General features: G+C 41.5%; 28 protein-coding genes. 1 reads left to right on the top strand and 27 read right to left on the bottom strand.

Annotated features, from left to right (window positions below):
• Window positions 1-24 precede the first annotated feature (24 nt).
• From MHH65_RS00365 to metG, 22 genes are all read right to left on the bottom strand, one after another.
• Complete coding sequence (locus tag MHH65_RS00365; protein WP_008341839.1) at window positions 25-285, bottom strand: RNA-binding S4 domain-containing protein; 261 nt, start codon at window positions 283-285, stop codon at window positions 25-27.
• A complete protein-coding gene (gene mazG, locus MHH65_RS00360; RefSeq protein WP_268414577.1) occupies window positions 282-1766 on the bottom strand; it encodes a nucleoside triphosphate pyrophosphohydrolase in 1485 nt (494 codons plus the stop codon). Before mazG ends, MHH65_RS00365 begins: the two co-directional genes overlap by 4 nt.
• Window positions 1756-3360, bottom strand: a complete 1605-nt coding sequence (locus tag MHH65_RS00355) for a polysaccharide biosynthesis protein (RefSeq protein WP_046314454.1) — start codon at window positions 3358-3360, stop codon at window positions 1756-1758. The genes mazG and MHH65_RS00355 overlap by 11 nt, the downstream gene beginning before the upstream one ends.
• A gap of 187 nt (window positions 3361-3547) precedes the next feature.
• Window positions 3548-4084 carry a stage V sporulation protein T gene (gene spoVT, locus MHH65_RS00350; RefSeq protein ID WP_034284159.1) on the bottom strand — a complete coding sequence of 179 codons (537 nt, stop codon included), beginning with the start codon at window positions 4082-4084 and terminating at the stop codon, window positions 3548-3550.
• Between the two features lie 139 nt (window positions 4085-4223).
• Window positions 4224-7757, bottom strand: a complete 3534-nt coding sequence (mfd, locus tag MHH65_RS00345) for a transcription-repair coupling factor (RefSeq protein WP_041115203.1) — start codon at window positions 7755-7757, stop codon at window positions 4224-4226.
• Window positions 7758-7825: 68 nt separating this feature from the next.
• Complete coding sequence (locus MHH65_RS00340; RefSeq protein ID WP_003217967.1) at window positions 7826-8056, bottom strand: anti-sigma-F factor Fin family protein; 231 nt, start codon at window positions 8054-8056, stop codon at window positions 7826-7828.
• 55 nt (window positions 8057-8111) lie between these two features.
• Window positions 8112-8678: an aminoacyl-tRNA hydrolase gene (pth, locus tag MHH65_RS00335; RefSeq protein WP_342497884.1), complete on the bottom strand. Its 567-nt coding sequence runs from the start codon at window positions 8676-8678 to the stop codon at window positions 8112-8114.
• A 140-nt stretch (window positions 8679-8818) separates the two neighbouring features.
• Window positions 8819-9445, bottom strand: a complete 627-nt coding sequence (locus MHH65_RS00330; RefSeq protein WP_034284155.1) for a 50S ribosomal protein L25/general stress protein Ctc — start codon at window positions 9443-9445, stop codon at window positions 8819-8821.
• Between the two features lie 138 nt (window positions 9446-9583).
• Window positions 9584-10537, bottom strand: a complete 954-nt coding sequence (locus tag MHH65_RS00325; RefSeq protein WP_024425641.1) for a ribose-phosphate diphosphokinase — start codon at window positions 10535-10537, stop codon at window positions 9584-9586.
• Between the two features lie 22 nt (window positions 10538-10559).
• Window positions 10560-11930 carry a bifunctional UDP-N-acetylglucosamine diphosphorylase/glucosamine-1-phosphate N-acetyltransferase GlmU gene (glmU, locus tag MHH65_RS00320; RefSeq protein WP_024425640.1) on the bottom strand — a complete coding sequence of 457 codons (1371 nt, stop codon included), beginning with the start codon at window positions 11928-11930 and terminating at the stop codon, window positions 10560-10562.
• Between the two features lie 198 nt (window positions 11931-12128).
• Window positions 12129-12425, bottom strand: a complete 297-nt coding sequence (spoVG, locus tag MHH65_RS00315) for a septation regulator SpoVG (protein ID WP_008357439.1) — start codon at window positions 12423-12425, stop codon at window positions 12129-12131.
• A 224-nt stretch (window positions 12426-12649) separates the two neighbouring features.
• Window positions 12650-13027, bottom strand: a complete 378-nt coding sequence (ridA, locus tag MHH65_RS00310; RefSeq protein ID WP_024425639.1) for a 2-iminobutanoate/2-iminopropanoate deaminase — start codon at window positions 13025-13027, stop codon at window positions 12650-12652.
• 38 nt (window positions 13028-13065) lie between these two features.
• The gene (purR, locus tag MHH65_RS00305) at window positions 13066-13899 is read right to left on the bottom strand and encodes a pur operon repressor (RefSeq protein WP_024427197.1); all 834 of its coding nucleotides are present in this window, start codon (window positions 13897-13899) and stop codon (window positions 13066-13068) included.
• Between the two features lie 55 nt (window positions 13900-13954).
• Window positions 13955-14824 (bottom strand): 4-(cytidine 5'-diphospho)-2-C-methyl-D-erythritol kinase, encoded by an 870-nt coding sequence (ispE, locus tag MHH65_RS00300; RefSeq protein WP_019743558.1) that lies wholly within the window; start codon window positions 14822-14824, stop codon window positions 13955-13957.
• A 146-nt stretch (window positions 14825-14970) separates the two neighbouring features.
• Window positions 14971-15156, bottom strand: coding sequence for a small, acid-soluble spore protein, alpha/beta type (locus MHH65_RS00295; RefSeq protein ID WP_012008653.1), 186 nt, complete (start codon window positions 15154-15156; stop codon window positions 14971-14973).
• A 163-nt stretch (window positions 15157-15319) separates the two neighbouring features.
• Window positions 15320-15577 (bottom strand): Veg family protein, encoded by a 258-nt coding sequence (locus MHH65_RS00290; protein WP_003217979.1) that lies wholly within the window; start codon window positions 15575-15577, stop codon window positions 15320-15322.
• A gap of 213 nt (window positions 15578-15790) precedes the next feature.
• The gene (gene yabG / locus MHH65_RS00285; protein ID WP_024427198.1) at window positions 15791-16675 is read right to left on the bottom strand and encodes a sporulation peptidase YabG; all 885 of its coding nucleotides are present in this window, start codon (window positions 16673-16675) and stop codon (window positions 15791-15793) included.
• Between the two features lie 114 nt (window positions 16676-16789).
• On the bottom strand, window positions 16790-17668 hold the full coding sequence (gene rsmA / locus MHH65_RS00280; protein WP_024427199.1) for a 16S rRNA (adenine(1518)-N(6)/adenine(1519)-N(6))-dimethyltransferase RsmA: 879 nt from the start codon (window positions 17666-17668) through the stop codon (window positions 16790-16792).
• Complete coding sequence (rnmV, locus tag MHH65_RS00275) at window positions 17661-18221, bottom strand: ribonuclease M5 (protein ID WP_342497883.1); 561 nt, start codon at window positions 18219-18221, stop codon at window positions 17661-17663. Before rnmV ends, rsmA begins: the two co-directional genes overlap by 8 nt.
• A gap of 161 nt (window positions 18222-18382) precedes the next feature.
• On the bottom strand, window positions 18383-19585 hold the full coding sequence (locus MHH65_RS00270; RefSeq protein WP_041105711.1) for a G5 and 3D domain-containing protein: 1203 nt from the start codon (window positions 19583-19585) through the stop codon (window positions 18383-18385).
• A gap of 244 nt (window positions 19586-19829) precedes the next feature.
• Window positions 19830-20597, bottom strand: a complete 768-nt coding sequence (locus MHH65_RS00265; RefSeq protein ID WP_024425634.1) for a TatD family hydrolase — start codon at window positions 20595-20597, stop codon at window positions 19830-19832.
• 81 nt (window positions 20598-20678) lie between these two features.
• Entirely contained in the window at window positions 20679-22679 is a 2001-nt protein-coding gene (gene metG, locus MHH65_RS00260) for a methionine--tRNA ligase (protein ID WP_048239539.1), read from the bottom strand.
• A 520-nt stretch (window positions 22680-23199) separates the two neighbouring features.
• Here metG and MHH65_RS00255 point away from each other — a divergent pair.
• A complete protein-coding gene (locus MHH65_RS00255; protein WP_087975202.1) occupies window positions 23200-23490 on the top strand; it encodes an AbrB/MazE/SpoVT family DNA-binding domain-containing protein in 291 nt (96 codons plus the stop codon).
• Between the two features lie 45 nt (window positions 23491-23535).
• Here MHH65_RS00255 and rsmI read toward each other — a convergent pair whose 3' ends face one another.
• Genes rsmI through MHH65_RS00230 form a run of 5 tightly spaced genes read right to left on the bottom strand, consistent with a single transcriptional unit; the run spans window position 23536 to window position 26672 of the window.
• Window positions 23536-24417: a 16S rRNA (cytidine(1402)-2'-O)-methyltransferase gene (gene rsmI, locus MHH65_RS00250; RefSeq protein ID WP_098677772.1), complete on the bottom strand. Its 882-nt coding sequence runs from the start codon at window positions 24415-24417 to the stop codon at window positions 23536-23538.
• Window positions 24392-24691, bottom strand: a complete 300-nt coding sequence (locus MHH65_RS00245) for a GIY-YIG nuclease family protein (RefSeq protein WP_098677773.1) — start codon at window positions 24689-24691, stop codon at window positions 24392-24394. The genes rsmI and MHH65_RS00245 overlap by 26 nt, the downstream gene beginning before the upstream one ends.
• A complete protein-coding gene (locus tag MHH65_RS00240) occupies window positions 24678-25421 on the bottom strand; it encodes a tRNA1(Val) (adenine(37)-N6)-methyltransferase (protein ID WP_098677774.1) in 744 nt (247 codons plus the stop codon). Before MHH65_RS00240 ends, MHH65_RS00245 begins: the two co-directional genes overlap by 14 nt.
• 55 nt (window positions 25422-25476) lie before the next feature.
• Window positions 25477-25830, bottom strand: a complete 354-nt coding sequence (gene yabA, locus MHH65_RS00235; RefSeq protein WP_024425629.1) for a DNA replication initiation control protein YabA — start codon at window positions 25828-25830, stop codon at window positions 25477-25479.
• 14 nt (window positions 25831-25844) lie between these two features.
• On the bottom strand, window positions 25845-26672 hold the full coding sequence (locus MHH65_RS00230; protein ID WP_024425628.1) for a stage 0 sporulation family protein: 828 nt from the start codon (window positions 26670-26672) through the stop codon (window positions 25845-25847).
• Window positions 26673-26674 lie beyond the last annotated feature (2 nt).

The raw sequence follows: 26674 nt of genomic DNA, 5'->3' as shown, positions 1-26674 counted from the left end.
TAAGAGGGTCATTTAGAACAAGCCCTATTCTGCTGTTTTTTCTTCTTTTAGCACAGTATACATGCCAGCCGCTTCTTCTTTTTTCGTCGTGTCCTTTAACTCGTTGACTTGAACAGTCACTAGTTTTTGACCAAAGCGGATTTGCAGCTCATCTCCTTCTTTCACGTCAGAGCTTGCTTTCGCCTGTGTTCCGTTAATAGAAATCCTGCCTTGATCAGCTACTTCTTTTGCCAATGTTCTTCTTTTAATTAAACGGGACACTTTTAAAAATTTATCTAGTCTCATGTGTCTTCACCTCTTTCTATGCGTTTCGCATCGTTCCATAGATCGTCCATTTCCTCTAGCGTTAAGTCATCTAATGAACGGCCTATGTCCTTTGCTTTTTGTTCGATATGCTGAAAGCGCCGTATAAATTTTGTGTTGGCAGAAGCGAGTGCCGTTTCAGGCTCTAAGTGATAGAACCGGCCAATATTGACGAGAACAAACAAAAGATCTCCAAATTCATCTTTCATCTGCTTCGTTGCACCTTCGTCCGTCTTCTCTGCCACTTCATCGAGAAATTCCTGCTTTTCTTCTTCGTATTTGTTCCAAATATCTTGAACATCTGTCCAATCAAAGCCTACCTTGGCAGCTTTCTTTTGGAGCTTATATGCCTTTGTTAGTGCTGGAAGTGTCGCCGGAATCGATTGCAAAATAGAACCGGTCCGCTCTGGCTTCTCCTGCTGCTTGATTTTTTCCCAGTTGGCAACCACATCTGCTGCCTCAGAAACATTCGTGTCACCAAACACATGGGGGTGCCGCCGAATCATTTTTTCTGTGACATGCTGAATGACGTCATCGATTGAGAAATAACCGTCATCTTCGCCAATTTGAGCGTGAAGCAGCACCTGCAGCAGCACATCGCCAAGCTCTTCCACCATATGATCTGGGTCATCTTCATCTATCGCTTCAAGCAGTTCATAGCATTCTTCAATTAAATATGGTTTGAGTGATTCATTTGTTTGTTTTTGATCCCATGGACAGCCGCCCGGACCTCTTAATGTACGTATGACGTCACGGAAGGTGTCAAATTGTTGATAAAGCAGCTGTTCATCTTGAATTGGAGGAACATAAACACTCGTTAAGTTATTTATCGACACATCTCGATCAAGTTCAAATAAAGGAACGGCAGTAATCTGTTCCTGACTGCTTCCAGCTGCAGTCACAATATAAACTTCATAATCGTCGGGAAGCTTTTCCATCAGTGTGAGTTTCACATTCGAAGCTGTCATCTGATCATATACCTGACAAATCAGGACGTGCTGGGTTAATTTCAGATCATCCGCTCTCATATCCCCTGCATCAACGAATTGTAATCCCTCGATGGGATCAATCTGCAAGGAGTTGAATGTCGCATCTAGAAAGCTTTGTCCACCAGCGACAGACACCTCAATCCCGCGCTCTTTCTGCCCGGAAACGAGCAGCTGTACGGTCTTTTCCGCCACAAATGGATGACCAGGTACTGCGTACACAATGTCTTTTTCCGCTGCCTCTGAAAATAATATTTCGGTAATTTCCTGATACACCTGATCAAACTGATCGTGCTTTTCATAAATTTCATCAAAAAAGGTGAGAGCTGGGACCTCCTGCATCAACTCTGCGGTAAGCGGATGATCCTGCGTTCTCATAAATACTTCTTTCGCCTGCTTCAGCTGCTTATATACACCGAGCGTCAGCTGATCCATGTCGCCTGCCCCGAGACCGACGACGGTAATCTTACCTGCCATTTTGATTCCCTCTCATCTGTTTAAAATATAAAATCTTTTCTCCTAATGGAATGAGTCTCCATTCCTCGTCCGTAAATACTTCTAGCTTAAGAATACTATATAAAAAGGCGAAACCACCAATAAAAACTGATGTCAGGCTCTCTAAAACGGAAAACGGACGTTTTTCAAAGGGGATGACCCATGAAAACAGAGCCTGATATCCTATTAAGACCACAGCCATGAAGGCGGCTGATAAAAGAATTTTCACCGGGAACAGCTCTCTCAACGAAATCCATCCTTTATGCTTCAAATAAACGGCATTGAGCACAGCTGCTGTGAGAAAACCACATACAGTTGACCATGCGGCACCTTGGATGCCAAATAACGGTACAAGCGCAATCGTTAGAATCCATTTCACCAGCACGCTGAGGACCACCACAACAGCAGGGTACACAGTATGCCCGAGCCCTTGCAGTAAAGCCGTCTGCGTAATGGCAATCGATGTAAAGGCGATCGATATACAGAATATTTGCAAGGCATCGGTGCCTAAATCATTACGAAAAAGCATTGTATTGACTGGTGCTAAAATACAAATCAGTCCAACCGCTGACCCTATCCCTAATACCGACGTGGTCTTAACCGATGACCGAACTTTTTGCCGTATCGTTTCATGCTCTCCATTCCTCATGGCTGCTGATAAAAATGGCACAAGTGAGGTTCCGATGCTGATGGCAAACACCGTTCCGAGCTGTAAGAAAGGCTGGCCTCGGTCATATACACCTTTCGCCGCCTTTGCCGCCGCTTCACTGAGACCCTCGCTGCGCAGCAACGCATACAGATGAAAAGCATCAATCATTTGCATCCATAAAATGAGCAAACCGCTGACACAAATCGTCAATGTATACAGCACCAAACTCTTCATAACATCTTTTTTTCGAAGTGTCACCTGTTTGCCTGACATACTTGCAGCAGACTGCTTTCGATAGGTCAGCCAAAGGAAAAGAAGCAAAATGAGCGAGGCCGCACTTCCCGCGATAGAAGAGAACACTGCACCCGCCCCTGTTTCATAAAGCGAATAGCCATGCCTCACGAAATAGAAGGATAAAACAAGCAGGACACCTACCCTGATGAGCTGCTCAACCAACTGAGAAACAGCCGTTGGAAGCATCAGACCGTCACTCTGAAAAACTCCCCTCAGCATCACAGTGAGCGGCAGAAATAGAAACACAAAAGCACTCATCTGGATGAGCAGAATTAATTGACTGTCTGCCATAAGACCCGCAATTGTGCCTGCTCCTATGTAAAGACAAAGAAATAAGACCAGGCTCAGTAAAGTGATATAGATCAAGGATACCCTTGTAATGATCCGTCGATTCTCTTCCCCATGCTCACTCAAAAGCTTGGACACCATGACAGGAAAACCTGTTGTACCAAGCATGATGGCAATGCCAAGGAAAGGATATACCTGCTGATAAATATAAAACCCTGTGTCCCCTACGATGTTTTGAAACGGGACACGGTAAACGGCACTTAGTACCTTTGATAACAAGCCTGCGATGGTCAAAATCACCGCACCCTGGAAAAGCCAGTGCGGCTGATTCACAGCATTTTTCATGGATGACTCCTTTAAAATAGATCTACAGTTAAACGCACTCATTATATCATACGTGAAAAAGACGTTCCTTTCTAAGGAGTAGACGGCACATGTCTCGTTTTGTTTCATTCCATATAAAAAACCGACAAAATCAAATGATTTCATCGGCATTCTTTCGTTTTATCAAAATGATATAGAGTTATTAGACCTAATGTTCCATTTGACGGGCTAAGAAGCCAGCTGCTGTCTCTGCCGCTTTATGCTCCACTTCTCCCATTGAACGCTCTTTAGAAAATAAGACGACGGCGCCAATCGGATCTCCGTTTGCAACAATAGGTGCAATGGTATAAGAAGATACGTCATCATCAATACCATCGACAAGTTGAATTTCTTTTTTGCTTTCTTCTAACACAGAATTACGCTGATCCATTGTTCGTTCAAGTAAATCACTGATGGATTTGTTTAAGTACTCTTTTTTCGAACTGCCGGATACAGCAATATACGTATCTCGATCACAGATCAGGATGGAATGACCCAAACTGTCGAATAATGCATCAGCATATTCCTTCGCAAAGTCTCCTAGCTCACTAATCGGCGAATACTTCTTCAAAATCACTTCTCCATCGCGGTCGACGAAAATCTCAAGCGGATCTCCTTCCCGAATGCGCAATGTTCTGCGAATCTCCTTCGGAATAACCACTCTACCTAGATCATCGATGCGGCGTACAATTCCAGTTGCTTTCATTCACTGCTGCCTCTCTTTCGTTTGATGATGTGTTGGGTGAATGGAACAAAAGCGTCCACTTTATGCAACATTCACCACTTGACCCTGAGTTTAGTATCCGTCACATCAAACGTAATATACACGAGAGACAAACAAAATTTTATGAAGATGGAATGGTTTCTTTTTTCACATCTTGAAGGCCTCGAAGCATGTTAAGAACAACCTCAAGCCATTCCTCTGTCTTCTTGCCTTTCGTTTGGACAGAAATAATCAGCTTGCTGCCTTCCATTCCCAATCCGATTTCACGTCCATATTTACTGCCGAGCTCAAATAATTTTTGGCCGTCGATTTCACCGCTTGCTTTCTCATCAAGGGTCATTCTGACAATGCCTTTCTCCATCTTGATCAGCTCGACACGTTCCTGGACAGCGTACACCTTCATTGTCGCAATCGTAAACAAGTCAGCCACTTCTTGCGGATATTCACCAAATCGGTCGATCATTTCATCCTGAAGCTCTTTTCTCTCTTCAATCGATCCAATTGCTCTGAACTGTTTATACATTTCAATCTTTTGCTTGCCATCCGAAATATAAGTGTCTGGGATGTAAGCATCAATTTGCAGATCAATTTCTGGCTCGAATTTATCTTGAGCCGTAGTATCGCCTCTTCTTTCCTCAATGGCTTCTTTCAGCATTTGAGAATAGAGATCGAATCCAACCGAATCAATGAAGCCATGCTGCTGAGCACCAAGTAAATTCCCTGCTCCTCGAATCGTTAAATCACGCATCGCAATTTTAAACCCAGATCCGAGCTCTGTGAATTCTTTAATGGCTTGAAGTCTTTTCTCCGCAACTTCAGAAAGAACTTTATCTTTTCGATACGTGAAATAAGCATAAGCGACACGGTTCGAACGCCCGACTCGTCCTCTTAGCTGGTACAGCTGAGAGAGCCCCATTTTATCGGCATCGTGGACGATGAGTGTATTCACATTTGGAATATCGACTCCCGTTTCAATGATGGTGGTACTGACCAATACATCTGATTCACCTTCAAGAAAATTGATCATCACTGATTCCAGCTCGTTCTCACTCATTTTCCCGTGCGCATAACTGACTTTTGCGTCTGGGACCAGCATGGAGATTTCGTCTGCTTTTCGTTCAATATCCTCAACACGGTTGTAAAGGAAGTACACTTGACCGCCGCGTGCTAATTCTCGCTCAATCGCTTCTCTGACTAAAGCGCCATTGTACTCGACCACATAGGTTTGAACAGGGAATCGATTTTCAGGCGGTGTTTCAATCACTGATAAATCCCGCACGCCTAGCATGGACATATGAAGCGTACGCGGAATTGGCGTAGCCGTTAATGTCAGTACGTCGATATTGGCTTTCATCTGTTTAATTTTCTCTTTATGCGTCACACCAAAACGCTGTTCCTCATCAATGATCAACAGGCCTAAATCCTTGTAGACGATGTCTTTTGAAAGAAGACGGTGTGTGCCGATAACCATATCGATCGTTCCGTTTTTCAGTCCTTTTAACGTTTCAGTTGTTTCTTTTCTTGTACGGAAACGGCTCAGCTGCGCGATTTTGACAGGGTAGTCTTGGAATCGGTCCATGATTGTGTCAAAATGCTGCTGCGCTAAGATGGTTGTCGGAACTAGCAGGGCTACCTGCTTCCCGTCAGCAATGGCTTTGAAGGCCGCTCGAATGGCCACCTCCGTTTTTCCGTAACCCACATCTCCACAAAGCAGACGGTCCATTGGACGTTCCCGCTCCATATCCTGTTTAATTTCGTGAATTGAACGGATTTGATCATCTGTTTCCTGGTAAGGGAACGCGGATTCAAACTGGCGCTGCATCTCATGATCAGGCGAGAAGGCATATCCTTTGCTTGCCTCGCGTTCTGCGTACAGTTTAATCAGATCATCTGCGATGTCCTGTACAGATGTTTCCACTTTTTTCTTCACACGTTTCCAATCGCTGCCGCCTAGTTTGTACAGCTTTGGTTCTTTACCTTCTGATCCTACATATTTCTGCACCTGATCAATTTGTTCAACCGGTACATAAAGCTTGTCGCTTCCTTGATAATGAATATTTAAATAATCTTTATGAATGCCGCCGATTTCAAGCGTTTCAATTCCTAAATATTTACCGATCCCGTGGTTAATGTGCACCACATAATCGCCGACTTGAAGCTCTGAATAGCTCTTGATTCGCTCTGCATTGGTCAGCTTTTGCTTACGTGCCTGTTTTTTCACACGTTTCTTGAAGAGTTCACCTTCTGTGATCACAGCAATTTTTGATAACGGCAATTCAAAGCCCGTTTGCAGCTCACCTTGTAAAATATACACCTGTCCGCTTACAAGCTCAGCGTCCGGTTTAGCAAGAGCGGCTTCAATGTCATAATCATGCAGAACAGACGACAGCTTTTCTGTCCGCTCTTCATCAGCACCTAAGAAGACAACCGTGTATTGCTGTTTTTTATAGCGTTCAATTTCACTCGCCAGCACATTCATCTGCCCGTGGAAATTCTGCATTTGCTTACTAGATACATTGACGATATTTTGCGGATTTGTCTGCTGGACATGTCTCAGGAACAAAGAGTAGTACAGAATGGATCTCGATTGCTGATTGATCAGTTCTTGGAACGGGAAAGATAGAGATAAATCATGAAGAATATTGCCTTCTTCAAGCAGACTAATTGTCCAATCGGCTTCTTCCTGTTCAAGCTGTTCTTCCATCTCCTGAATTCTGCTGATTTCATCTAAAATAATAATCGTATCCTGCGATGTGTAATCTAGCAAACTAGCAGGCTTTTCATAGAAATAGGACAGGTACTTCGTCATTTCCTGTGTCACGATGCCTTCTAGCAGCTTCTCGCGATCAGCAGAAATATTTTGATGAAGCAGTTCTTTTTGCTGATCTGAGTTGAATTTCTTTAAGCTCTTCGCCAGCCCTTGATCAAGCTGTTCAATGGCTCTCACTCGTTCAGGACCTCTCACAATTAACTCTTTTGCAGGACCTATTTTGATTTCTTGAAGGGTTTCTAATGAACGCTGTGTATCCGAATGAAACGTTCGAATCGAGTCTACTTCTGTATCAAACAGTTCAATACGGATTGGATGATCTTCCGTTAATGCATAGATGTCGATAATTCCTCCGCGCACACTAAAATCTCCGGGCGCTGCAACCATCGACGTCCGGTCATAACCAATTTGTACGAGCTGTTTTGAAAACGCCTCCAAATCAATTTCTTCACCGATCTTTAAATGGATCTGACTCTCCTTCCAGAGCTCAACTGGCGGAAGCATCCTGCGAACCGCAGCAGCGGGAGTGACGATAATGGGGTTTTCTCCATTCGCAAGTCGATTCAAGACATCCAAACGCTGTGCTCTCAGCTCAGGACTGGCCACTGCAATTTCTGAAGCGATGAGTTCATTGACAGGATAGAGAAGAACCGAGCGATCCGGCATCACACTTGCTAGATCATCTGTTACCTTCTGCGCCTGATATAAATTGTGAGTCACAATAAACATTGGCCGCTTCAGTTCGTCTGATATCGCGGCTGTAAATAAAGATCTGACGGAGCCTGATAGTCCGGCAAGCAGCTGTTCTTTTAACCCTTCCTTTAGCCCATTAAAAATGGACTGAAAATCATCACTTTGTTTGATAAATGATTGTATGTTTTTCATTTGGCTCCTCCTCCCTGTTTGTTTAAAACAGAAAAACGCTTTGGTCTAATATCTACACCAAAGCTTTTTTATTGAATAAAAGTATGATACTGATGGTAATCAGGATTTCTTTCAAGCGCCTCTTGGCAATCCTCACAAATGGTTTGTACATGTAAATCACCATTTTCCCTATAAGAAATCATATCGTTTCTTTCCTCATTTGTTAAGTGATGAAATCCAAGCGCTTCACTTTGGACAGCAGATTCATCTAGACTGCCAACCTTTACACCACAGTGGCGGCAGTAATAATGCAAAGCCATACGTGATCCTCCCATGCTGAGATTTTATGATCAGTATGTGCTTCGCTTATCATTCTTATACCTTCTTGTTAAAATCATTCATCACTTCTAAAAATGGCTTTTTTAAAGCCGCTTCACAAGCCTCGACAGACGATTGAATGGCTGATGCGATGTCAGGCTGTTCTTCTTCTGAGAAACGTCCTAGTACGTAATCAACGACCTTCATGCCGTTTTGAGGACGTCCAATGCCGATACGGAACCGGTCAAATTCAGGTGAACCTAAATGCTGAATTAATGTTTTGATTCCATTATGCCCGCCTGCACTTCCTTTTGTACGTAAGCGAATCCGGCCAGTTGGCAAATCAAGATCATCATAGATCACTTTCAAATGTTCAAGGGGAATATCGTAATAGTCCATTAGCGGACGCACACATTCTCCTGATAAGTTCATATATGTAAGCGGCTTTACAAGTAGAACCTTTTGCCCCGAAACAAACCCAGTTCCAAATTGTCCATGGAATTTTGATTGATTTAAAGGAATGTCCCATTTTTTTGATAATTCATCTATTGTCATAAACCCGACATTATGTCTTGTTTTTTCATATTCTTTTCCTGGATTGCCTAATCCAACGAATGCAATCATGAAACCAATAACCTCCTTTGTCACACAGCACACGCCTAAAAAATGAGCCAATCAGATTGCCTCATGTAAAAACGTATGAATTCTTTTCATTCTAGCACAAAAGACGCAACCGCGGGAGGGTTACGTCTCTAAATGACCAGTTATTCTCCATCGTCATCCTTTTCTTTAATGGCCTCAGGCTCTTGCGGCTCTTCTTCGCTATCTGGCTCAGGAACCTCTGATTGCTGAGGCGGCAGAATGGAGGCAACGACTTCTTCTGGATCGTTATTGATTTGATAAGATGACTGAACAGGCAGATCAGCAACTGTTAAGACATCATTGACTTCTAAGTTTGTAATATCAGCTTCAATATTCTGCGGAATATCTTTTGGTTTCGCTGTAACAGATAGTTCAAATAGTGGCTGCTGAAGCACACCGCCATCTTTTACCCCTTTAGACTCGCCAATCAGCTGTATTGGTACATCTGCCTCAATTTCACGCTGTAAGTCAACGACTTGGAAATCAGCATGAACAAGTTCGTTTTTCAGCGGATCTGTTTGTAATTCTGTCACCATCACAGATTTCGTTTCACCACCCACATCTAAGGTGATGATTGTATTCTTCCCTTCATCACGTAAGGTTTTTAATAAATCGATGCTGTCTAATGAAACAGCCAGATTGTCTGTATTTTTTCCGTATATGACACCAGGAACGTGTCCTGAATGACGGATTTTTTGCAGTGTGGAACGTTTGAAATCAGTTCTTTTATTTGCTTTTAAAGTTGCCATATTCAGCACCATCCTATTTCTTTTTTGTCACTACTCTCATAATTACCCATAACCGAATCATTTTAAACCTATTTGCCGTGAATGATGATAGCAAAAAGACCCTAAGCTTGATGCCTAGGGCCTTTTTTAATCAGATAATCAGCTAAAAAGGTAGCTCACAGATTCTTCTTCATGTACACGGATGATGGCTTCTGCAAGCAAAGGCCCAACTGAAAGCGGAATGAATTTTCCAACTTTCTTGTCATCAGTTAATTGAATACTGTTTGTTACAACTAATTCTTTAATTTTAGAGTTTGTGATGCGTTCTACTGCTGGTCCAGACAAGACTGGGTGCGTACAGCAAGCATATACTTCAGCTGCTCCATTTTCGACTAGCGCATTTGCAGCAAGTGTAATAGTACCAGCTGTATCAATGATATCATCGATTAGAATGGCCGTTTTGCCTTCAATGTTACCAATAATGTTCATGACTTCAGCAACGTTTGGCTTTGGACGGCGTTTGTCGATAATTGCGATTGGCGCTTTCAGGCGGTCTGCCATTTTACGCGCACGTGTCACACCACCGTGGTCAGGAGACACAACAACGATATCATTCAAATTCTTCTGTTCGAAATAGTTTGTTAAGATTGGCACAGCCATTAAGTTATCGATTGGAATATCGAAGAAACCTTGGATTTGCGGCGCATGAAGATCAAGCGCAATCACACGTGTAGCACCTGCTGTTTCAAGCAAGTTTGCAAAAAGCTTCGCAGTGATTGGCTCACGAGGTTTTGCTTTACGATCTTGACGTGCATATCCGTAATAAGGGATCACAATATTGACAGTTTTCGCAGAAGCGCGTTTTAGCGCATCCACCATAATGAGCAGTTCCATAATATGCTCATTGACTGGCGCACTTGTTGATTGAATAACATAACAATCACAGCCGCGGATACTTTCTTCAATATTGATTTGGACTTCACCGTCACTAAAGCGTTTAACAGAGCTCTTTCCTACATCAACTCCGATACGATCGGCAATTTCTTTGGCAAGTTCAGGGTTTGAATTCAAAGAGAATATCTTTAAATTCGCATCAGCATAACGATTAGACATGGTAAACCTCCGGGTATTTGGATTATTTTTTATGAATATTTTTCACATAATCTTCTTTATTGACTTGTCTTGCTCTAGCAATAGACAATGCATCCTGCGGTACATCTTCTGTAACCGTTGAACCGGCTGCAACATATGCCCCTTTTCCGACAGTGACTGGTGCAACGAGATTTGAATTACAGCCAATAAATGCGCCGTCTTCAATCTTCGTTAAGAATTTGTTTTTCCCATCATAGTTGACTGTAATGGAACCACAGCCAAGATTTACATCAGTTCCGACCTCTGCGTCTCCAATGTAGCTTAGATGAGATGCTTTGCTGCGGTCTCCAAAAACTGTTTTCTTGATTTCGACAAAATTTCCGATTTTTACTTCATCGCCAATTTTCGACAATGGGCGAATATGAGCAAACGGTCCAATTGTCACATCAACTCCAACCTCACTATCGCAGACGACAGATTGCTTAATAACTGTTCGATCTCCGATGATGCTGTCAACAATTTCAGTGTTTGGCCCAATAGTGGCGTCTGCACCGATTTTTACATTCCCTTTGATGACCGTCCCAGGATAAATAACTGTATCTTCACCGATGACAGCATCTGGCGAAATATACGTGTTCTCAGGATCAATCAAGGTCACACCATTCTTCATATGCTGATGATTAATACGTCGCTTCATGAATTGCTCTGCTTGTGATAGAGCGATACGGTCATTGACTCCAAGTGTTTCTTCAAAATGCGGTGTTTGATAAGCTGCAACTGTTTGCCCTTCATTTTTTAGAATTTCAATAACGTCTGGCAAGTAGTATTCACCCTGTGCATTTTCATTCGACACTTGCTCAATCACACGGAAGAGATCTTCATTTGAAAAGCAATAAGTCCCTGTATTAATTTCATTCACTTGACGCTCTGCATCGTTCGCATCTTTATGCTCCACAATTTTCACGACAGCACCTGTTTCGTCACGAATAATACGGCCATAGCCTGTTGGATCATCCGCATGTGCTGTTAAAATAGTGACTTTTGCTTGATGTTTTTGATGCTCGCTTAACATGGCTTCCATTGTTTCCGCTGTCAATAATGGCGTATCACCACAAATGACAATGGTTGTTCCCTTTTCCTGCGCGAGGAACGACTTTGCTTGTTTAACGGCATGGGCTGTTCCCAGCTGTTCTTCTTGAAGTGCATACTCACTTCTGTCTCCAAGCTGCTCTTTCACGTCCTCTGCACCATGACCGACAATCGTCACTAGCTTGGCTAAAGAAAGCTTTAACGCTTCATCTGCCACATGCTCGACCATTGGCTTTCCGCAAACTGGATGAAGTACTTTATATAGCTTTGACTTCATTCTCGTTCCTTTTCCCGCTGCTAAAATCACTGCGAACCGCTTATCCATTGATTGGCCTCCAATATCCCTATTATCCATAGAAAAATATATCCTAAATAAAGACTGATTTCAAGGATACATAAGGAAGTACAATAATTTTCTAACAGATGAAAGACTTAAGAAACAAGAGAAAGAACGCAAAAAAGACAGCATTTAAAAGAAAACATTCATTTTCTCTTAAAGCTGTCTTTTTAGGTTCACGTATGATTAAGAAGCTCCAGCTTCTTCATATTCAATTGTTTCTTCCTCTTCGCCTAAGCGATGATATTCATTTAATACAGCATCTTGGATTTTACCCCGAGTGCTTGAATTAATTGGATGTGCAATATCGCGAAACTCTCCATCGGGCGTGCGTTTGCTAGGCATTGCAACAAACAACCCATTATTTCCATCAATCACACGAATATCATGAACAACAAATTCGTGGTCCAGCGTGATGGATGCAATCGCCCTCATGCGACCATCGGTATTCACGCGGCGTAATCTTACGTCAGTAACTTCCACAGTAGTTCACCACCTTTTCCCAATATAAAAGCATTACTTAGGTATTCAACGATCGTGGTGATTCTCCTGCTCTTTTTTTAAACTTTTTTTGAAATATCGGGATATTTATACATTATTTGTCATATTCGTGACGACGCTTACATTCTCAGCATAAAAAAAGACATCATGATGATGTCTTTCCCTGCATATGATGAAACCAAACGGCTTTCATTGAGAGTGCCTGTTTATTTCACTAATGCAACTACTTCTATTTCTACAAGCGCATCCTTTGGAAGTCTTGCCACTTCCACACATGAACGAGCTGGCTTATGTGTATGGAAATACTCACCGTACACTTCATTCACTTCAGCGAATTGTTCCATATCTTTGATGAAAACAGTTGCTTTCACGACTGTTTCAAAGGAAGCACCTGCTGCTTCAAGTACAGCCTCAAGATTACGGAATACTTGATGTGTTTGTTCTTTAATATCTCCATTGACAAAATCTCCAGCTGGGGTTAATGGAATTTGCCCTGAGCTGTAAAACATGTTATTGACAATAATTCCTTGAGAGTAAGGTCCAATGGCTGCTGGTGCATGTTTGGTTTGAACAACTTTTGTCATATCAATCTCTCCCATTCAAATACATGTTTAATCAAAGCTTACGCTTTCGGATGAAAAAACTCGTGGAAATTGCCTTCATTGATCTCAATGATTTTTTGCTTCATATCAATGGTTGAAAGCTTTAACAATGAGACATATTCATCGACAAGACGTTCATCTACGCCCTCATCTTCTAAAAGAACACCGATCCCTGCAACATTTGCATTAAATTCCTCAAGCAAATTCATCATGCCGTTAATGGTTCCGCCCGCTTTCATAAAGTCATCAATGATCAGCACATTGGAGCCTTTATCTAAGCTGCGCTTTGCAAGGGACATGGTTTGAATTCGGTTAGACGAACCTGACGCATAATTAATACTGACTGTTGATCCTTCGGTTACCTTATTATCTTTTCTAACGATCACAACAGGCACATTTAAATAACCCGCAACAGAATAGGCAATTGGAATACCCTTTGTCGCAACGGTCATGACGACATCAATCGCACGGTCCGCAAAGATGGTCGCAAACAGCTTACCGATTTTCGCAAGAATCGATGGATTGCCTAAAACATCGGTTAAATATAAATAACCGCCAGGAAGTACACGTTCAGGAGTTGATAATGCCTCTCCGATATCGTTTACTACGTCATCTGCTTCTTTTAGGTGAATTTTAGGAATATATTTCACTCCGCCAGCAGCGCCAGGTACAGTAAGCAATGTGCCTATTCCCTGCTGTTCGAAGGTCTGTTTGATAATCGTTAAGTCTTCACTAATGGAGGACTTTGCAGATTGATAACGTTCTGCAAAAAAAGTTAAAGGTACTAGTACGTGCGGGTGGGCTAACAAATAATTTGTTAAGTCCACCAATCTGCCGCTTCGACGAAACTTCATGAACTTACCCCCAGAACCCGAATAATTTATGAATAATATAACTTAATATACGGATTTAATCAAGGGCATTTTGTTCGCCGATCATGCGGACAGCGTATACTTGATCACAAAATCCTCTCAGTCCGTTATATATTCTTTGTACCTTCGATTCATATTGAATCAAGCCAAATACAGTTGGGCCGCTTCCACTCATTAATACAGCATCAGCACCGAAACGCTTCATCTGTCTTTTGATCATATCTACTTCCGGATACATCTTTAATGTCACAGACTCCAGAACGTTACCGAGTGAGCCGCACATCTCTTTATAATCTTTCGCTTCAATGGCTTCAATCATACGCTGTACATTTGGGTGTTCTACTTTGCTTGCGTCATATTGTCTATAAACTTCAGCTGTAGATACCCCAATCACCGGCTTCGCTAAAATCACCCAGCAATGCGGCGGTGTCGCGATATGCTTCAGTTTTTCTCCACGTCCTGTCGCTAGTGCTGTGCCTCCGTGTACACAAAAAGACACATCTGAGCCGATCTCCGCTCCAAGCTCAGCTAGTTCATCTAACGTGAGATTCAACTTCCACAAACGGTTTAAACCGCGAAGCGCTGCTGCAGCATCACTGCTGCCTCCAGCTAAACCTGCTGCAACAGGTATTGCTTTTGTGATGACAATCGATACTCCTTTTTGAATACCGAACCTTGTTTTGAGTAATTTAGCCGCCTGATAAGCCAAGTTACGCTGATCATCTGGCACAAATCGATTATGAGATGATACACGGATTTCGTCTTTGTCCAGCTCCGTCAGCTCAAGTCGATCTGCAAGGTCTATTGTTGTCATCACCATCTCTACTTCGTGATATCCATCCGGTCTTTTTCCATGAACATCAAGTGAGAGATTAATTTTTGCCGGTGCTTTTTCTAAAATACGCAAACATTTCACCTACTTCTCCATCTAAACATAAGTATCAATATTGTATCACATTTGATGGATCTGATGAATATTGGCTTTTACGCCCAGCACACTGACTTTTTCAGCAAAAAAAGCCAGAGACACCTGAGGTATCCCTGACCATTTTTCTATCGTTGATTCTCATCCTGAGCCATGTGCTGCTGAGCTAATTCGATGGCACGTTTGACCATATTACCTGCGTCACGCGCACGAATTTCTCCCCAGCCTCCATTTTTGACGGTATCATAAAATCCAAGATCCTTCGCCAGCTCGTATTTGAACTCATCTGACATAATGCCTCGGCGTCTACCCAAACGAAACAGCCCCTTTAGTCGAGAATTCGAATCAGTGCCACTGCTTTTGTGGCTTTCTTATTTTGTATCGAATCCTTTCTTTTACCCCTTTCAAAAAATGGACAGACTCCCATTCAGAAAAAAAGGCAAAACAAAAAGCAGTAAACAAGAAGTTCACTGCCCATTAATAGGCGACTGAGCTAGCGGTATCATCGAACGTTAATTCGACCGTCTCAGTCAGTATATCTGCATAACTGTAAGAAACTCTTTCAAACGAATTCTCATCTTGATCTAATTGAATCACAAATACAGAAGGGTACGTTTCAGCTAAAATGCCCGAACGCTCAATTGTTTTACGGCGGCCTCCGTTAGCCTTTAACGTCAAACGTTTACCTAAGTTACCATCAAGCGATCTTTTGATGTCGGACAAAGTCTTCGCCATTGCATCCACCTCACTGAGATAATTATACAACAACGGCCCATTTTTGTCAAATAAAAATTAAATTATATCAACCAACACGAGCCATTGTCAACAAAATAATTTTGACAAACTTCTACCTTTTCTCCTCCCTATTTTTCTCAAATTCCGGTGAATTATGTATCCGTTTGAAATTTCTTTTTACACATAAAAAAAACCAGACTGAAATCAGTCGGGTTATGTCGATTCATGGTCTTTTTTATATGGCATACCTACCCTTAAAACACCCTTCGTCTCGATGCCTCCGAGACCTTTTTCTCTTGTTAATGTATTACGAAGCACATCCCACACATTGATTCGATCTACAAATGGAGTGAAGCTGATCTTCGCAACGATATAGACGGGATCGAGCGCATGGATGTTCACACGTGAAGGTGAGCTTGCAAAATTGGCACCTGCTTGGATCAATGATTCGAAATGAGATTGACAGGCGCCTGCAAAGATCACAAGCTGATCTAAATGAGGAATTTTCTTTCTTGCTTTTTGAACCGTCTCAACGAAATGACGAGAATGGCGATAGGCACCGATATCATTTACGCCGCCCTTTTGCTTGGAATACGCATCATGCCCTGTAATGACCAAAATATCAGGCCGATATTGATCAAGTAACGAATCGATCACGCTTGGCATTTTCTTCTCATGACAATGCACTCCGTACACAGGTACACCAATTCGTTCATATACATCTAAGCATTTCTTTAAGTATGAAGCATCTCCATCTAAATGAAGGACCTTTCCAGGCATGTGAAAATACTGCTCCTGATGCTGATATTGTCCAGATGTATAATACTCTTGTTTTTCACGCAGCAGCTGATAATCCTGTCTTAGTAAGTCGAGCGATTCGTTAATTTTCCGTTCGTCGTCCTTTTCCCTTGTCAGCTGCTCCTCTTTTTGAATTAAGACGAGATCCGACATCTTAGCATCAGCAATCAGCCTTACTTCATTCCCATGCAATATGGCAGTGGCTTCGTGCTGATCTGTCTCATCAATTCGAATGATTCGAAACATAATATCCATTTGATAGGATGCCCTCGTCACCATATCTCCTATTTGAAATTGCATGCTGTTCACTCCACAATCAGGCTCATATCCTGTTGGTATCGTCTTTCATATATGCTGTTCTTTCTAGCCTATGCCCGAACAGTTGAAGTGGTGAAAAACAAAAGAAAAAAGCCCTTACGATAGGGCTTTTTGTAAAACATTCGACAAACGGGCAAATTCCTCAATGGATAATGATTCTCCGCGGCGCTTTCCATCAATATCTGCTGTTTGAAGTGCTTCTTCGATGATGGCTTTATGTTTTTTTCCATCAGGGAGATTGTTCATCAAATTATTCATCAATGTTTTCCGGCGCTGGCCAAAGCTTGCTCGGATCAATTGAAAGAAAAACGCATCATTTTCTACTGAGACAGCAGGCGTTTCACGAACAGTCAGCTTAATCACAGCCGAATCAACATTGGGCTGAGGAACAAAAACCGTTTTAGGCACAACCATCACCGTTTTTGCTTCGGTATAATATTGAACTGCGATAGACAGTGAATTATATTCCTTTGATGAAGGGGCAGCTGCCATACGATCTGCTACTTCTTTTTGCAGCATGACCACAATCCCTTTCAATGGAAGGTTTTCTTCAAGCAATTTCATAATAATCGGTGTTGTCACGTAATATGGAAGGTTGGCTACGACCATCACTTCTTTACAGTCAGCAAAATTCTCCTCGATGACCTTTCTCACATCGGCTTTTAATACATCTTGATGAATGATCGTGACATTATCATATGGAGAGAGCGTATCGTTTAAAATAGGCAATAAACGCTGATCGATTTCAAAAGCGGTGACTTTCTTTGCACGTTTAGCGAGCTGCTCTGTCAATGCGCCGATACCAGGCCCAATTTCAATGACGCCGGTCTCATCTGTAACCTCTGCGTGATCAACAATGCGATCTAAAATATTTGTATCAATTAAGAAGTTCTGCCCTAAGCTCTTTTTAAAAGAGAAACCGTACTTCTTCAGTATTTCCTTCGTTCTGACGGGTGTCGCAATATCTTTATTCATCGGCTTCCTCCTGCATGACGGTCTTTAAGGCCGCAATAAAATCATGTTTGGTTATTTGGAACATGTGAAGGCGCTTTTGCAGCTGCTTCGCATTGGTATATCCTATATTTAAAAGCACTCCTAGTCGTTCGCGGCGGCGTTTCGATGCTTCGCCTCCGATAAGGCCTGCGTCAAATATGTCATCTAAAGTAATGTCACTTTCCGTTACTTCCATTTCTTCATGGACATGGGCAAGACATTCCCGAATACTGTCCAAGGAAGCATGCTCGACACCAATTCCTTTATCCCGCTTCGCCTTCGCAAGATGTTTTGGCAAAAAAGCGTGCTTACAGCCAGGAACTGCCTCTGCGATGGTTTTACGGATCTTCTCACCAGGAAAATCAGGATCTGTTAAAATAATGACCCCTCTCGTCTCCTGAGCAAGACGCACTTGTTGAATGACTGTATCGCCAATGGCAGATCCGTTTGTTTCGATCGTATCTGCATCCACTGCCATCTTCACTCTGGCAGTGTCATCACGACCCTCCACCACAATGATTTCTTTGATTTTCATGTATTCCTCCGCTTGCAAAAACAATCTACATTTTTTGGTTAAAAAAACGAAACCTTTCATGTTGCTTTTGCGTCTAATTAATTAGAAAACAGTGCTTCTATTATAACCAAAAAAACAGAGGGTGCGCAAAGCCCTCTGTTCATATAAATGATTTGATGTGTTTATTTGAGTACTCTAATTTTTACTCGTTTATTTCCCCATTGATAAGCTGCCGACTTACTTGGGACGAACACATCAATTTTATTCCCTTTTATAGCAGATCCAGTGTCTGATGCAACGGCATATCCATAGCCTTCCACATACACTTTTGAGCCCAGCGGAATGACACTCGGATCAACTGCTATAACCTTTGCACCTGGATTTGCTTTTAAATTAAAGCCTGTAGACGTTCTGCCCGTACATCCAGCACAGCTCGCTGTATAGGCTGTTGATGCCACATAAAATTCTTTTCCTGACGATTCATTGCTTCGTGAAACCGCAGGGGACGCTGTAGGTTCCTTTTTGGCCACTTGTGTACCAATAGCCACTAATCGGTCCTTACTATCTTTTTCGGTCACTTCTTTAATCAATTCTTTAGACACCACTTTGCCGTTTTCTTTCACAATGGCATAGTGCTTCTTCAATTTACCTTCTTCACCTTTTTTAAGTACCTTCTCTTTCCCTTTTTCAAGAGAATGATCCTTTTTATGTTTGGTATCAAAAGCAATTTTCTCTTCCACTACATCGGTGACCTTTTCCACCCGAGTGATCTTTATATCTGCGCTCTTTTTAGAAAGGTTACTATGTAACGCAGGCTTGATCTTATCGTGCTTCTTGAGCTTTAGCTCTTGTTGCTTTAAAAAGTCAGCGACCGTAGTCGAAGTGGTCCACACTTTTTTATCTTTTCCTCCATCATTTAAGCTGACCTGGAAGGCCTGCTGAACCACAAGATTCATATCCTTTTTTAACTTGTCATTCTTTCCTGGTGTTACTTGATCGTGCTTCCCTATATCTATCTTCTCATTCTTCAATAATGCTCCAACCGTCTGATCTGTAGTCCATATCGTTTTCTCTTTCCCATCTAGGGTCAGATGAACCGGTATAGCCGCATCATACACAATGTTCATATTGTCTTGAATCTTTGTATTTAGACTTGGAGAGATATGATCCTCCGCCTTGGTCCTTATTCCAAGGTCTGAAAGCAGCTGTGCTACTGTCTCTTCATGTGTACGAATTGTCTTCTCTTTACCATTGATTGAAATGGTAATAGACTGCTTAGTGAGCTCATGCGCACCGTAAGCCGTTCCAGTTCCAGCTAAAAGCAAGCAAACCACTAGTAATAAAACCTTGCCTTTTCCTAGCTTCACAGAAAACAGATTTTTCATTTTTTGTACGATGAAAAACGCCTCCTTCTCCTCGGAGAGATTATATAGAGTATCTCAAAACCTGTCAACCCTTCCACCCACTGTACAAAAATGCTCGATTGTAAACCTATTATGGGAGATTTATGGAAGGAAGGGAAGAAAGACTTATCGACAACTTATCCTATGAGGAGGCGCAAACGTGTAGAACTTTTTCGTTATGTTTCACAATTGGACAAGCTTAAACAAGGATTGACATCATATACTGTCAGTTTATACGGAAAACTTTTTTTGCATTTTTTGTTGTCAATTCAGCAAGCTCTTCAAAGCTGATTTCTCTCAGCTCCGCAATCTGTTCCGCGATATATTTGACATAACTTGGCTCATTACGTTTCCCTCTAAATGGCACTGGCGTTAAGTATGGGCAGTCTGTTTCAATCAAAAGCTTGTCACTTGGTATCTCCTTTACAACTTCCTTTGGCTTTTTGGCATTTTTAAATGTCACGGGTCCACCGAATGAAATATAAAAGTTCATCTCCATACACGCTTTTGCAGTTTCCAGACTGCCAGTAAAGCAGTGCATAATACCTCCAACCTCAGCTGCTCCCTCTTCCTTTAAAATCGTCACGACATCTTCCGTTGCGTCACGATTATGAATAACGATTGGAAGCTTCACTTCCTTCGCAAGAGCAATTTGGCGTCTAAATACTTCCTTTTGCACATCTTTTGGCGACTTGTCCCAATAGTAATCCAGACCCATTTCTCCAATTGCAACCACTTTTTCGTGTTGAGATAAATCTTTGATCCAAGCCAAATCCTCATCTGTCATATCAATAGCATCGACTGGATGCCAGCCGATAGCTGCATATATGAAATCATACTCTTCAATTAATTCCATCGCTCTCGTAATTGTCGGGCGGTCAAACCCTACCACCACGATTTTCTCAACTTTTTCGCTTTTCGCTCTTTCGATCACCTGCTCTAAGTCTTCATTGTATTGTTCTGCATTTAAGTGGGCATGTGTATCAAATAACATGGTTGATTGCTCCTTTCGACAATTCTCCTAAAAAACAAAAGGTGTTCGACGAAATGTTACACGTGGAACACCTTTGTTAATTTATAAAATTTTTGTTCCATTTGCTAGAGATTGATCTACTTCAAGAACCTGCAATTTCCCGCCAGTTTCTCCAGTTAAAATCATTCCCTGGGAAATTTCCCCTCGGAGTTTAACTGGTGTAAGATTCGCTACGCAAACAAGCTTCTTCCCTACTAATTCCTCTGGTTGATAGTGCTTGGCAATCCCAGAGACTATTTGTCTTTTTTCAAATCCAAAATCAAGCTGAAGCTTTAAGAGACGATCCGCTTTTTTCACTGGGGCTGCTTCCAATACCTGTGCAACTCGAAGATCAACTTTTGAGAAATCATCAAATGCAATTTCTGCTCCCAGCTCAGGTAATTCCGTTTCTTCGATTTCCACTTTTTCTTCTTCTACCTTAGGTGCACTTCCCTGCATTTTTTCTTTAATGTAGGCTACTTCTTCTTCAACCTCTAAACGCGGGAACAAAGGCTCTCCTTTTTGTACCGTCGCTTGTTGAATCGCACCAAATGATAGGATACTATCCCAGCTTTTGAGCTTCTCTTCTTCAATCCCAAGCTGGAAGAAGATTTTCTCAGGTGTTTTCGTTAGGAATGGCGTTAAGAGTACTGCAGTGATTCGAAGTGATTCTGCTAAATGATACATAACAGAATGCAGTTCTTTTCGTTTTGTTTCATCCTTTGCCAGCACCCATGGAGCTGTTTGATCAATATATTTATTGGTTCTGCTGATTAATGTCCAAACATTTGAAAGAGCCACAGAGAATTCAAGATTTTCCATCGCTTCTTCATAGGCTTTGACTGTTTGTTCAGCTACTGCTTTCAGCTCCTCATCAAACTCATTAACAGGACCCTTATAGCTGCTTAAAGTGCCGTCAAAATATTTTTGCACCATCGCAACTGTACGATTAAGCAAGTTACCTAAATCATTGGCAAGGTCATAGTTTACACGTTCCACGAATCCTTCTGGTGTAAACACACCATCCGCACCAAATGGTACTTCGCGAAGCAGATAATAACGAAGGGCATCGAGGCCATAGCGATCAATTAATGTGACCGGATCTACCACATTCCCTTTTGATTTAGACATTTTGCCATCTTTCATGAGCAGCCAGCCGTGTGCAAAAATTTGTTTCGGCAGAGGCAGATCTAATGCCATCAGCATAATCGGCCAATAAATCGTATGGAAGCGTACAATTTCTTTTCCTACGAGATGAACGTTGGCAGGCCAATATTTTTTATATTTTTCATCTTGATCTGTTCCATAGCCAATCGCAGTTAAATAGTTGAATAACGCATCAATCCATACATAAATGACGTGTTTTGGATTGTTAGGAACTTTAATTCCCCAATCAAAGGTTGTTCTTGATACTGCTAGATCCTCTAAACCTGGTTTAATGAAGTTATTAATCATTTCATTCTTTCTTGATTCAGGCTGAATAAACGATGGATTTTTTTCGTAATAATCGAGCAAACGATCCGCATACTTACTCATGCGGAAGAAATATGATTCTTCTTTAATTAATTCAACAGGGTGGCCGCTGTCAGGGCTTTTCCCGCCAATGACTTCCCCTTTCTCATTACGCTCAACATCAACAAGCTGTGTTTCTGTATAGAATGTCTCATCAGGAATACTGTACCAGCCCTCATATTGATCTAAATAAATATCTCCTTGATCAAGCAATTTTTGAAAGACTTGCTCAATGATTTTCGTATGTCTTTTTTCCGTTGTACGGATGAAGTCATCATTAGAAATGTCGAGTTTCTTCCATAATGATTGAATGTCTTCTACGACTGGATCTAAATACTCGATCGGTGTGATATTTTGTTCTTCAGCTTTTTGCTGAATTTTTTGTCCGTGCTCATCTGTACCCGTTAAATACATCACATCATAGCCTTGAAGACGTTTATAACGAGCCATAGCATCTCCTGCTACTGTCGTATAAGCATGTCCAATATGTAATTTTCCGCTCGGATAGTAAATAGGTGTTGTCAGATAAAACGTTTTTTTCTTTTCTGGCATGTCGGAACCTCCTGCGTGTGTGTAAATGTCAAAAACTCCCGCCCAATGGACGAGAGCGGTTATCATCATTACATGAAAATGTGTCAGATCAATTCATTCAATTTTGCACTTGTGCTTTCTCTATGATACCATCTTAGCCTTTAAGATCAAGCATATATACATAGAACAAGATGAAATGATCGAAAAAGATGAGTTTTTCGAAAAAAACGACAAACCCGTCGACATTTTGTCGAATATTGTCGTATGAAATCTATTTCCAGATTTACAATTGGCTAAATTAGGGCGAAAGTCTTGTTAATCTGATCTCGTCATTTCTTATATTTTCATAGAAAAAGCCTACAAAATCCTTATACACCAGTAGTTTCAAGGTCTTTTGACTTTAAGAGTCATATTTTACAAACAATAGTAAACAAAATGATTGACGATTTATGGAAACCTTGTTATGCTAGGAATGTAAGGAATTTGTCGAATAATGACGAAGATAATATTATATTAAGAATAAGTTCTTTTTGGGAGGAGAATGAAGATGAAATCTACAGGTATTGTACGTAAAGTTGACGAATTAGGACGCGTGGTGATTCCAATCGAACTTCGCCGTACGCTAGGAATCGCTGAAAAAGACGCTTTGGAAATTTATGTTGATGATGAAAAAATTATCCTAAAAAAATATAAACCAAACATGACTTGCCAAGTAACAGGTGAAGTATCAGACGATAACCTTAAGCTTGCTAATGGTAAATTAGTTCTTAGCCGTGAAGGTGCAGAGCAAATCATTAACGAAATTCAAAACCAACTTCAATCACAAAAATAAGGTTCATATAAAAAAGGTTCTTGCACCGTTTGCAAGAACCTTTCTTTATTGTTCAATATGAAAGGCATCGTATATCGTGCGCTTTGGCACACCACGTTCGACAGCTGTACGTTTAATGGCTTCCTTCGACGTTAATCCTTCCTCTATGTAATGGATCACATGTTCTTTTTCAGATAAGGACGTCCACCAAGCTTCTTCATTCAGCTCTTCTTCAGCTTGATCATTTCCTTGTACCACAAGACAGAATTCACCTCGGATTTGATTCTCCGCAGCCCATGTCAGCACAGACTCTAAATCTCCACGAATAAACTCTTCGAATTTTTTCGTCAGTTCTCTCGTAATTGCGATGTTCCGATTCCCCCACACTTCCTTCATCAAAGTCAGCGTTTCTTTTAATCGATGGGGTGCTTCATAGAAAATGATCGTTTCTTGGCGTTTCTTCAAGGCTTCAAGCTGCTTTTTCTTTTCTTTTTTTTGACGGTCGAGAAAACCGTAAAAGAAAAATGGCTGAGGCGCGATTCCTGATGCAATGAGTGCCGTTAGTGCAGCATTAGCGCCAGGTAACGGAATGACATAGCCCCCAATGCTAGTAAAATCTCGAACCACTTCGGCCCCTGGATCTGAAATCGTCGGTAAACCGGCATCACTCACGAGTGCGATATTTTTCCCTTCTTTTAGCCATTCGATTAACTTGTGGCCGCTGCTGTCTTTGTTATGCTCATGATAGCTGGTTAAGGGTGTATCAATTTCGTATACATGACAAAGCTTTTTCGTTTGCCTTGTATCTTCTGCGGCAATATAGTCTACATCTTTTAATGTTTGTATCGCTCGGAACGTCATATCTTCTAGATTTCCGATCGGGGTTGGGACAAGATAAAGAATCCCCATACCAGATTGACCATCAAAGCTTTTCTGTGTCTTTTTCATGTGCCGTCTCCTTTTCTATTCGCATTTCTTCTATATAAATGTCTTTCTTTTTCCGCGTCCACGTTTTGAAACGATATTCTTGCTGCATGGCTTCTCTTTTGGTTGCAAAACATTCATGATAAAAAAGCTCAACCGGCCGTCTCGCTCTTGTATACTTTGCTCCCTTTCCACTATTGTGGGTCATCAATCTCTTTTGTAAATCATTTGTATAACCCGCATACAGGCTGCCATCTGCACATTTTAATACATAGAAGTAATGATTATGCTTCTCCATACAGTATCGTCCTGATTTCATCTGTATACTCCTGATCTTCCCCATAAACAAAAAGAGGCGGGAGAATTTTCAGATCTGGTTTTCCATCTTTTATGCCCTCTACCAAGATGGTATTGGCTTCTTTCCCTTGTTTGGGATAAACAAATTGAATTCGTTTTGGCTCAATTCGGTATTTCTTCATTAATTCCACAATCTCAAGCAGCCGTCCTGGTCGATGAACCATCGCCAGTTTTCCCCCTTGCTTTAGCAGCGTGGAAGAAACACGAATAACATCTTCTAATGTACAATGAATTTCGTGCCGTGCAATCGCCAAATATTCATTTTCATTGATTTCATCCTTAAAAAGTGTTTTAAAATATGGCGGGTTACATGTAATCACATCAACTTTATGGTTGCCGTAGCGTTCCGGCATATCATTCAAATCACCATGAATCAATTCAATCTGGTGCGCAAGTTGATTATACTCCACACTTCTTTTTGCCATATCAAACAGCCGTTCTTGAATTTCAACACCCGTAATCGAGGCCTTAGAACGAGTCGAAAGCAGCAATGGCACGATACCGTTTCCGGTACAAAGATCAATGATCTCCCCTTTTTGGATCGGTACATACGCAAATTTAGCTAATAATACTGCGTCCAATGAAAAGGCAAACACAGTTTTACTTTGTATAATCTTCATATCTTCGGCGAGCAGGTAATCTAAACGTTCATCTTCTCTTAACGAAACCATGATGTATCCTTTCTTTTCCTGTGAAAAAGGCTCCCGGTTCAGCGGAAGCCTTTTCTCATTTTTTATTTAAAAATGACAGACAGAACAAACAGTCTCCCTCTTTACGAATGCTTCCATAATGTACATTACAAATATGGAAGCCCTCCTGATATAACCGGGCCAGGTTATCATGACCTTCTCCTATATCAGAATGACTTGGCTTCTGGGCAGAATCATTCTCTGCCTCAGACGATTTGTCTCGATCCGACTGATCCAGACGTTCACGCAAGTGCTGATTCTCCATCTGCAGCTGATGATTTTCTTCAATCACTTCACCGATATGATTTTTCAAATCACCTAACTGGCGATAAAGAGAACCGATTTGTTCTTCTAAATTAATCACCGTATCAAATAGTTCCTTTTTATCCAAGGTGGCACACCTCGTTACTCAGTTGTTTGTGCAGATACAACGCCTTCTTGTAATAATTCTTCCCATGTATATTCTATCACTTTTTCTTGCCCGGTTAATTCAACTTGCAAAATTCGTTCTAAAATATTGAGCCCTACTACCTTGGCAGAGCCATTAGACGTTTGAATCGTTTCGCCGATATCCGGTAATTGTTCCTTCGCTGTTTCATACTCATCATTCTCATATTTCAAGCAGCACATCAAACGGCCGCATAGTCCGGAAATTTTTGTCGGATTTAACGACAGGTTTTGATCCTTTGCCATCTTAATCGACACTGGTTCAAAGTCTCCTAAGAATGTCGAACAGCAAAGCATTCGCCCGCAAGGACCAATGCCGCCAAGCATTTTTGCCTCGTCTCTTACGCCAATCTGGCGAAGTTCAATTCTCGTTTTGAAAATTGATGCAAGATCCTTCACTAGCTCACGGAAATCAACTCTGCCATCTGCTGTGAAGTAGAAGATGACCTTGTTTCGGTCAAATGTAAATTCAACATCGACCAATTTCATTTCCAGCCCATGTTCACTTACCTTCTGAAGACATGTATCAAAGGCTGTCATCGCTGCTTCTTTGTTTTCCTCAACGATGAGCCGGTCTCGTTCGTCTGCTACACGAATGACTTTACGCAGAGGGAGAACCACATCGTGTTCATCTACTTTTTTGTTGGCGATGACCACTTGTCCGTACTCAACCCCTCTGACCGTTTCTACAATGACACAACTATCATTTTCTATATGAAATCCATTAGGATCGAAATAATAGATTTTGCCCGCTTTTTTAAAGCGAACACCAATTACGTTGTACAAGC

This window comes from Bacillus sp. FSL L8-0654 (genome assembly GCF_038629965.1).
In the GTDB taxonomy this organism is placed as follows: domain Bacteria; phylum Bacillota; class Bacilli; order Bacillales; family Bacillaceae; genus Bacillus; species Bacillus safensis.
This window is presented reverse-complemented; position numbering and strand designations above follow the sequence as displayed.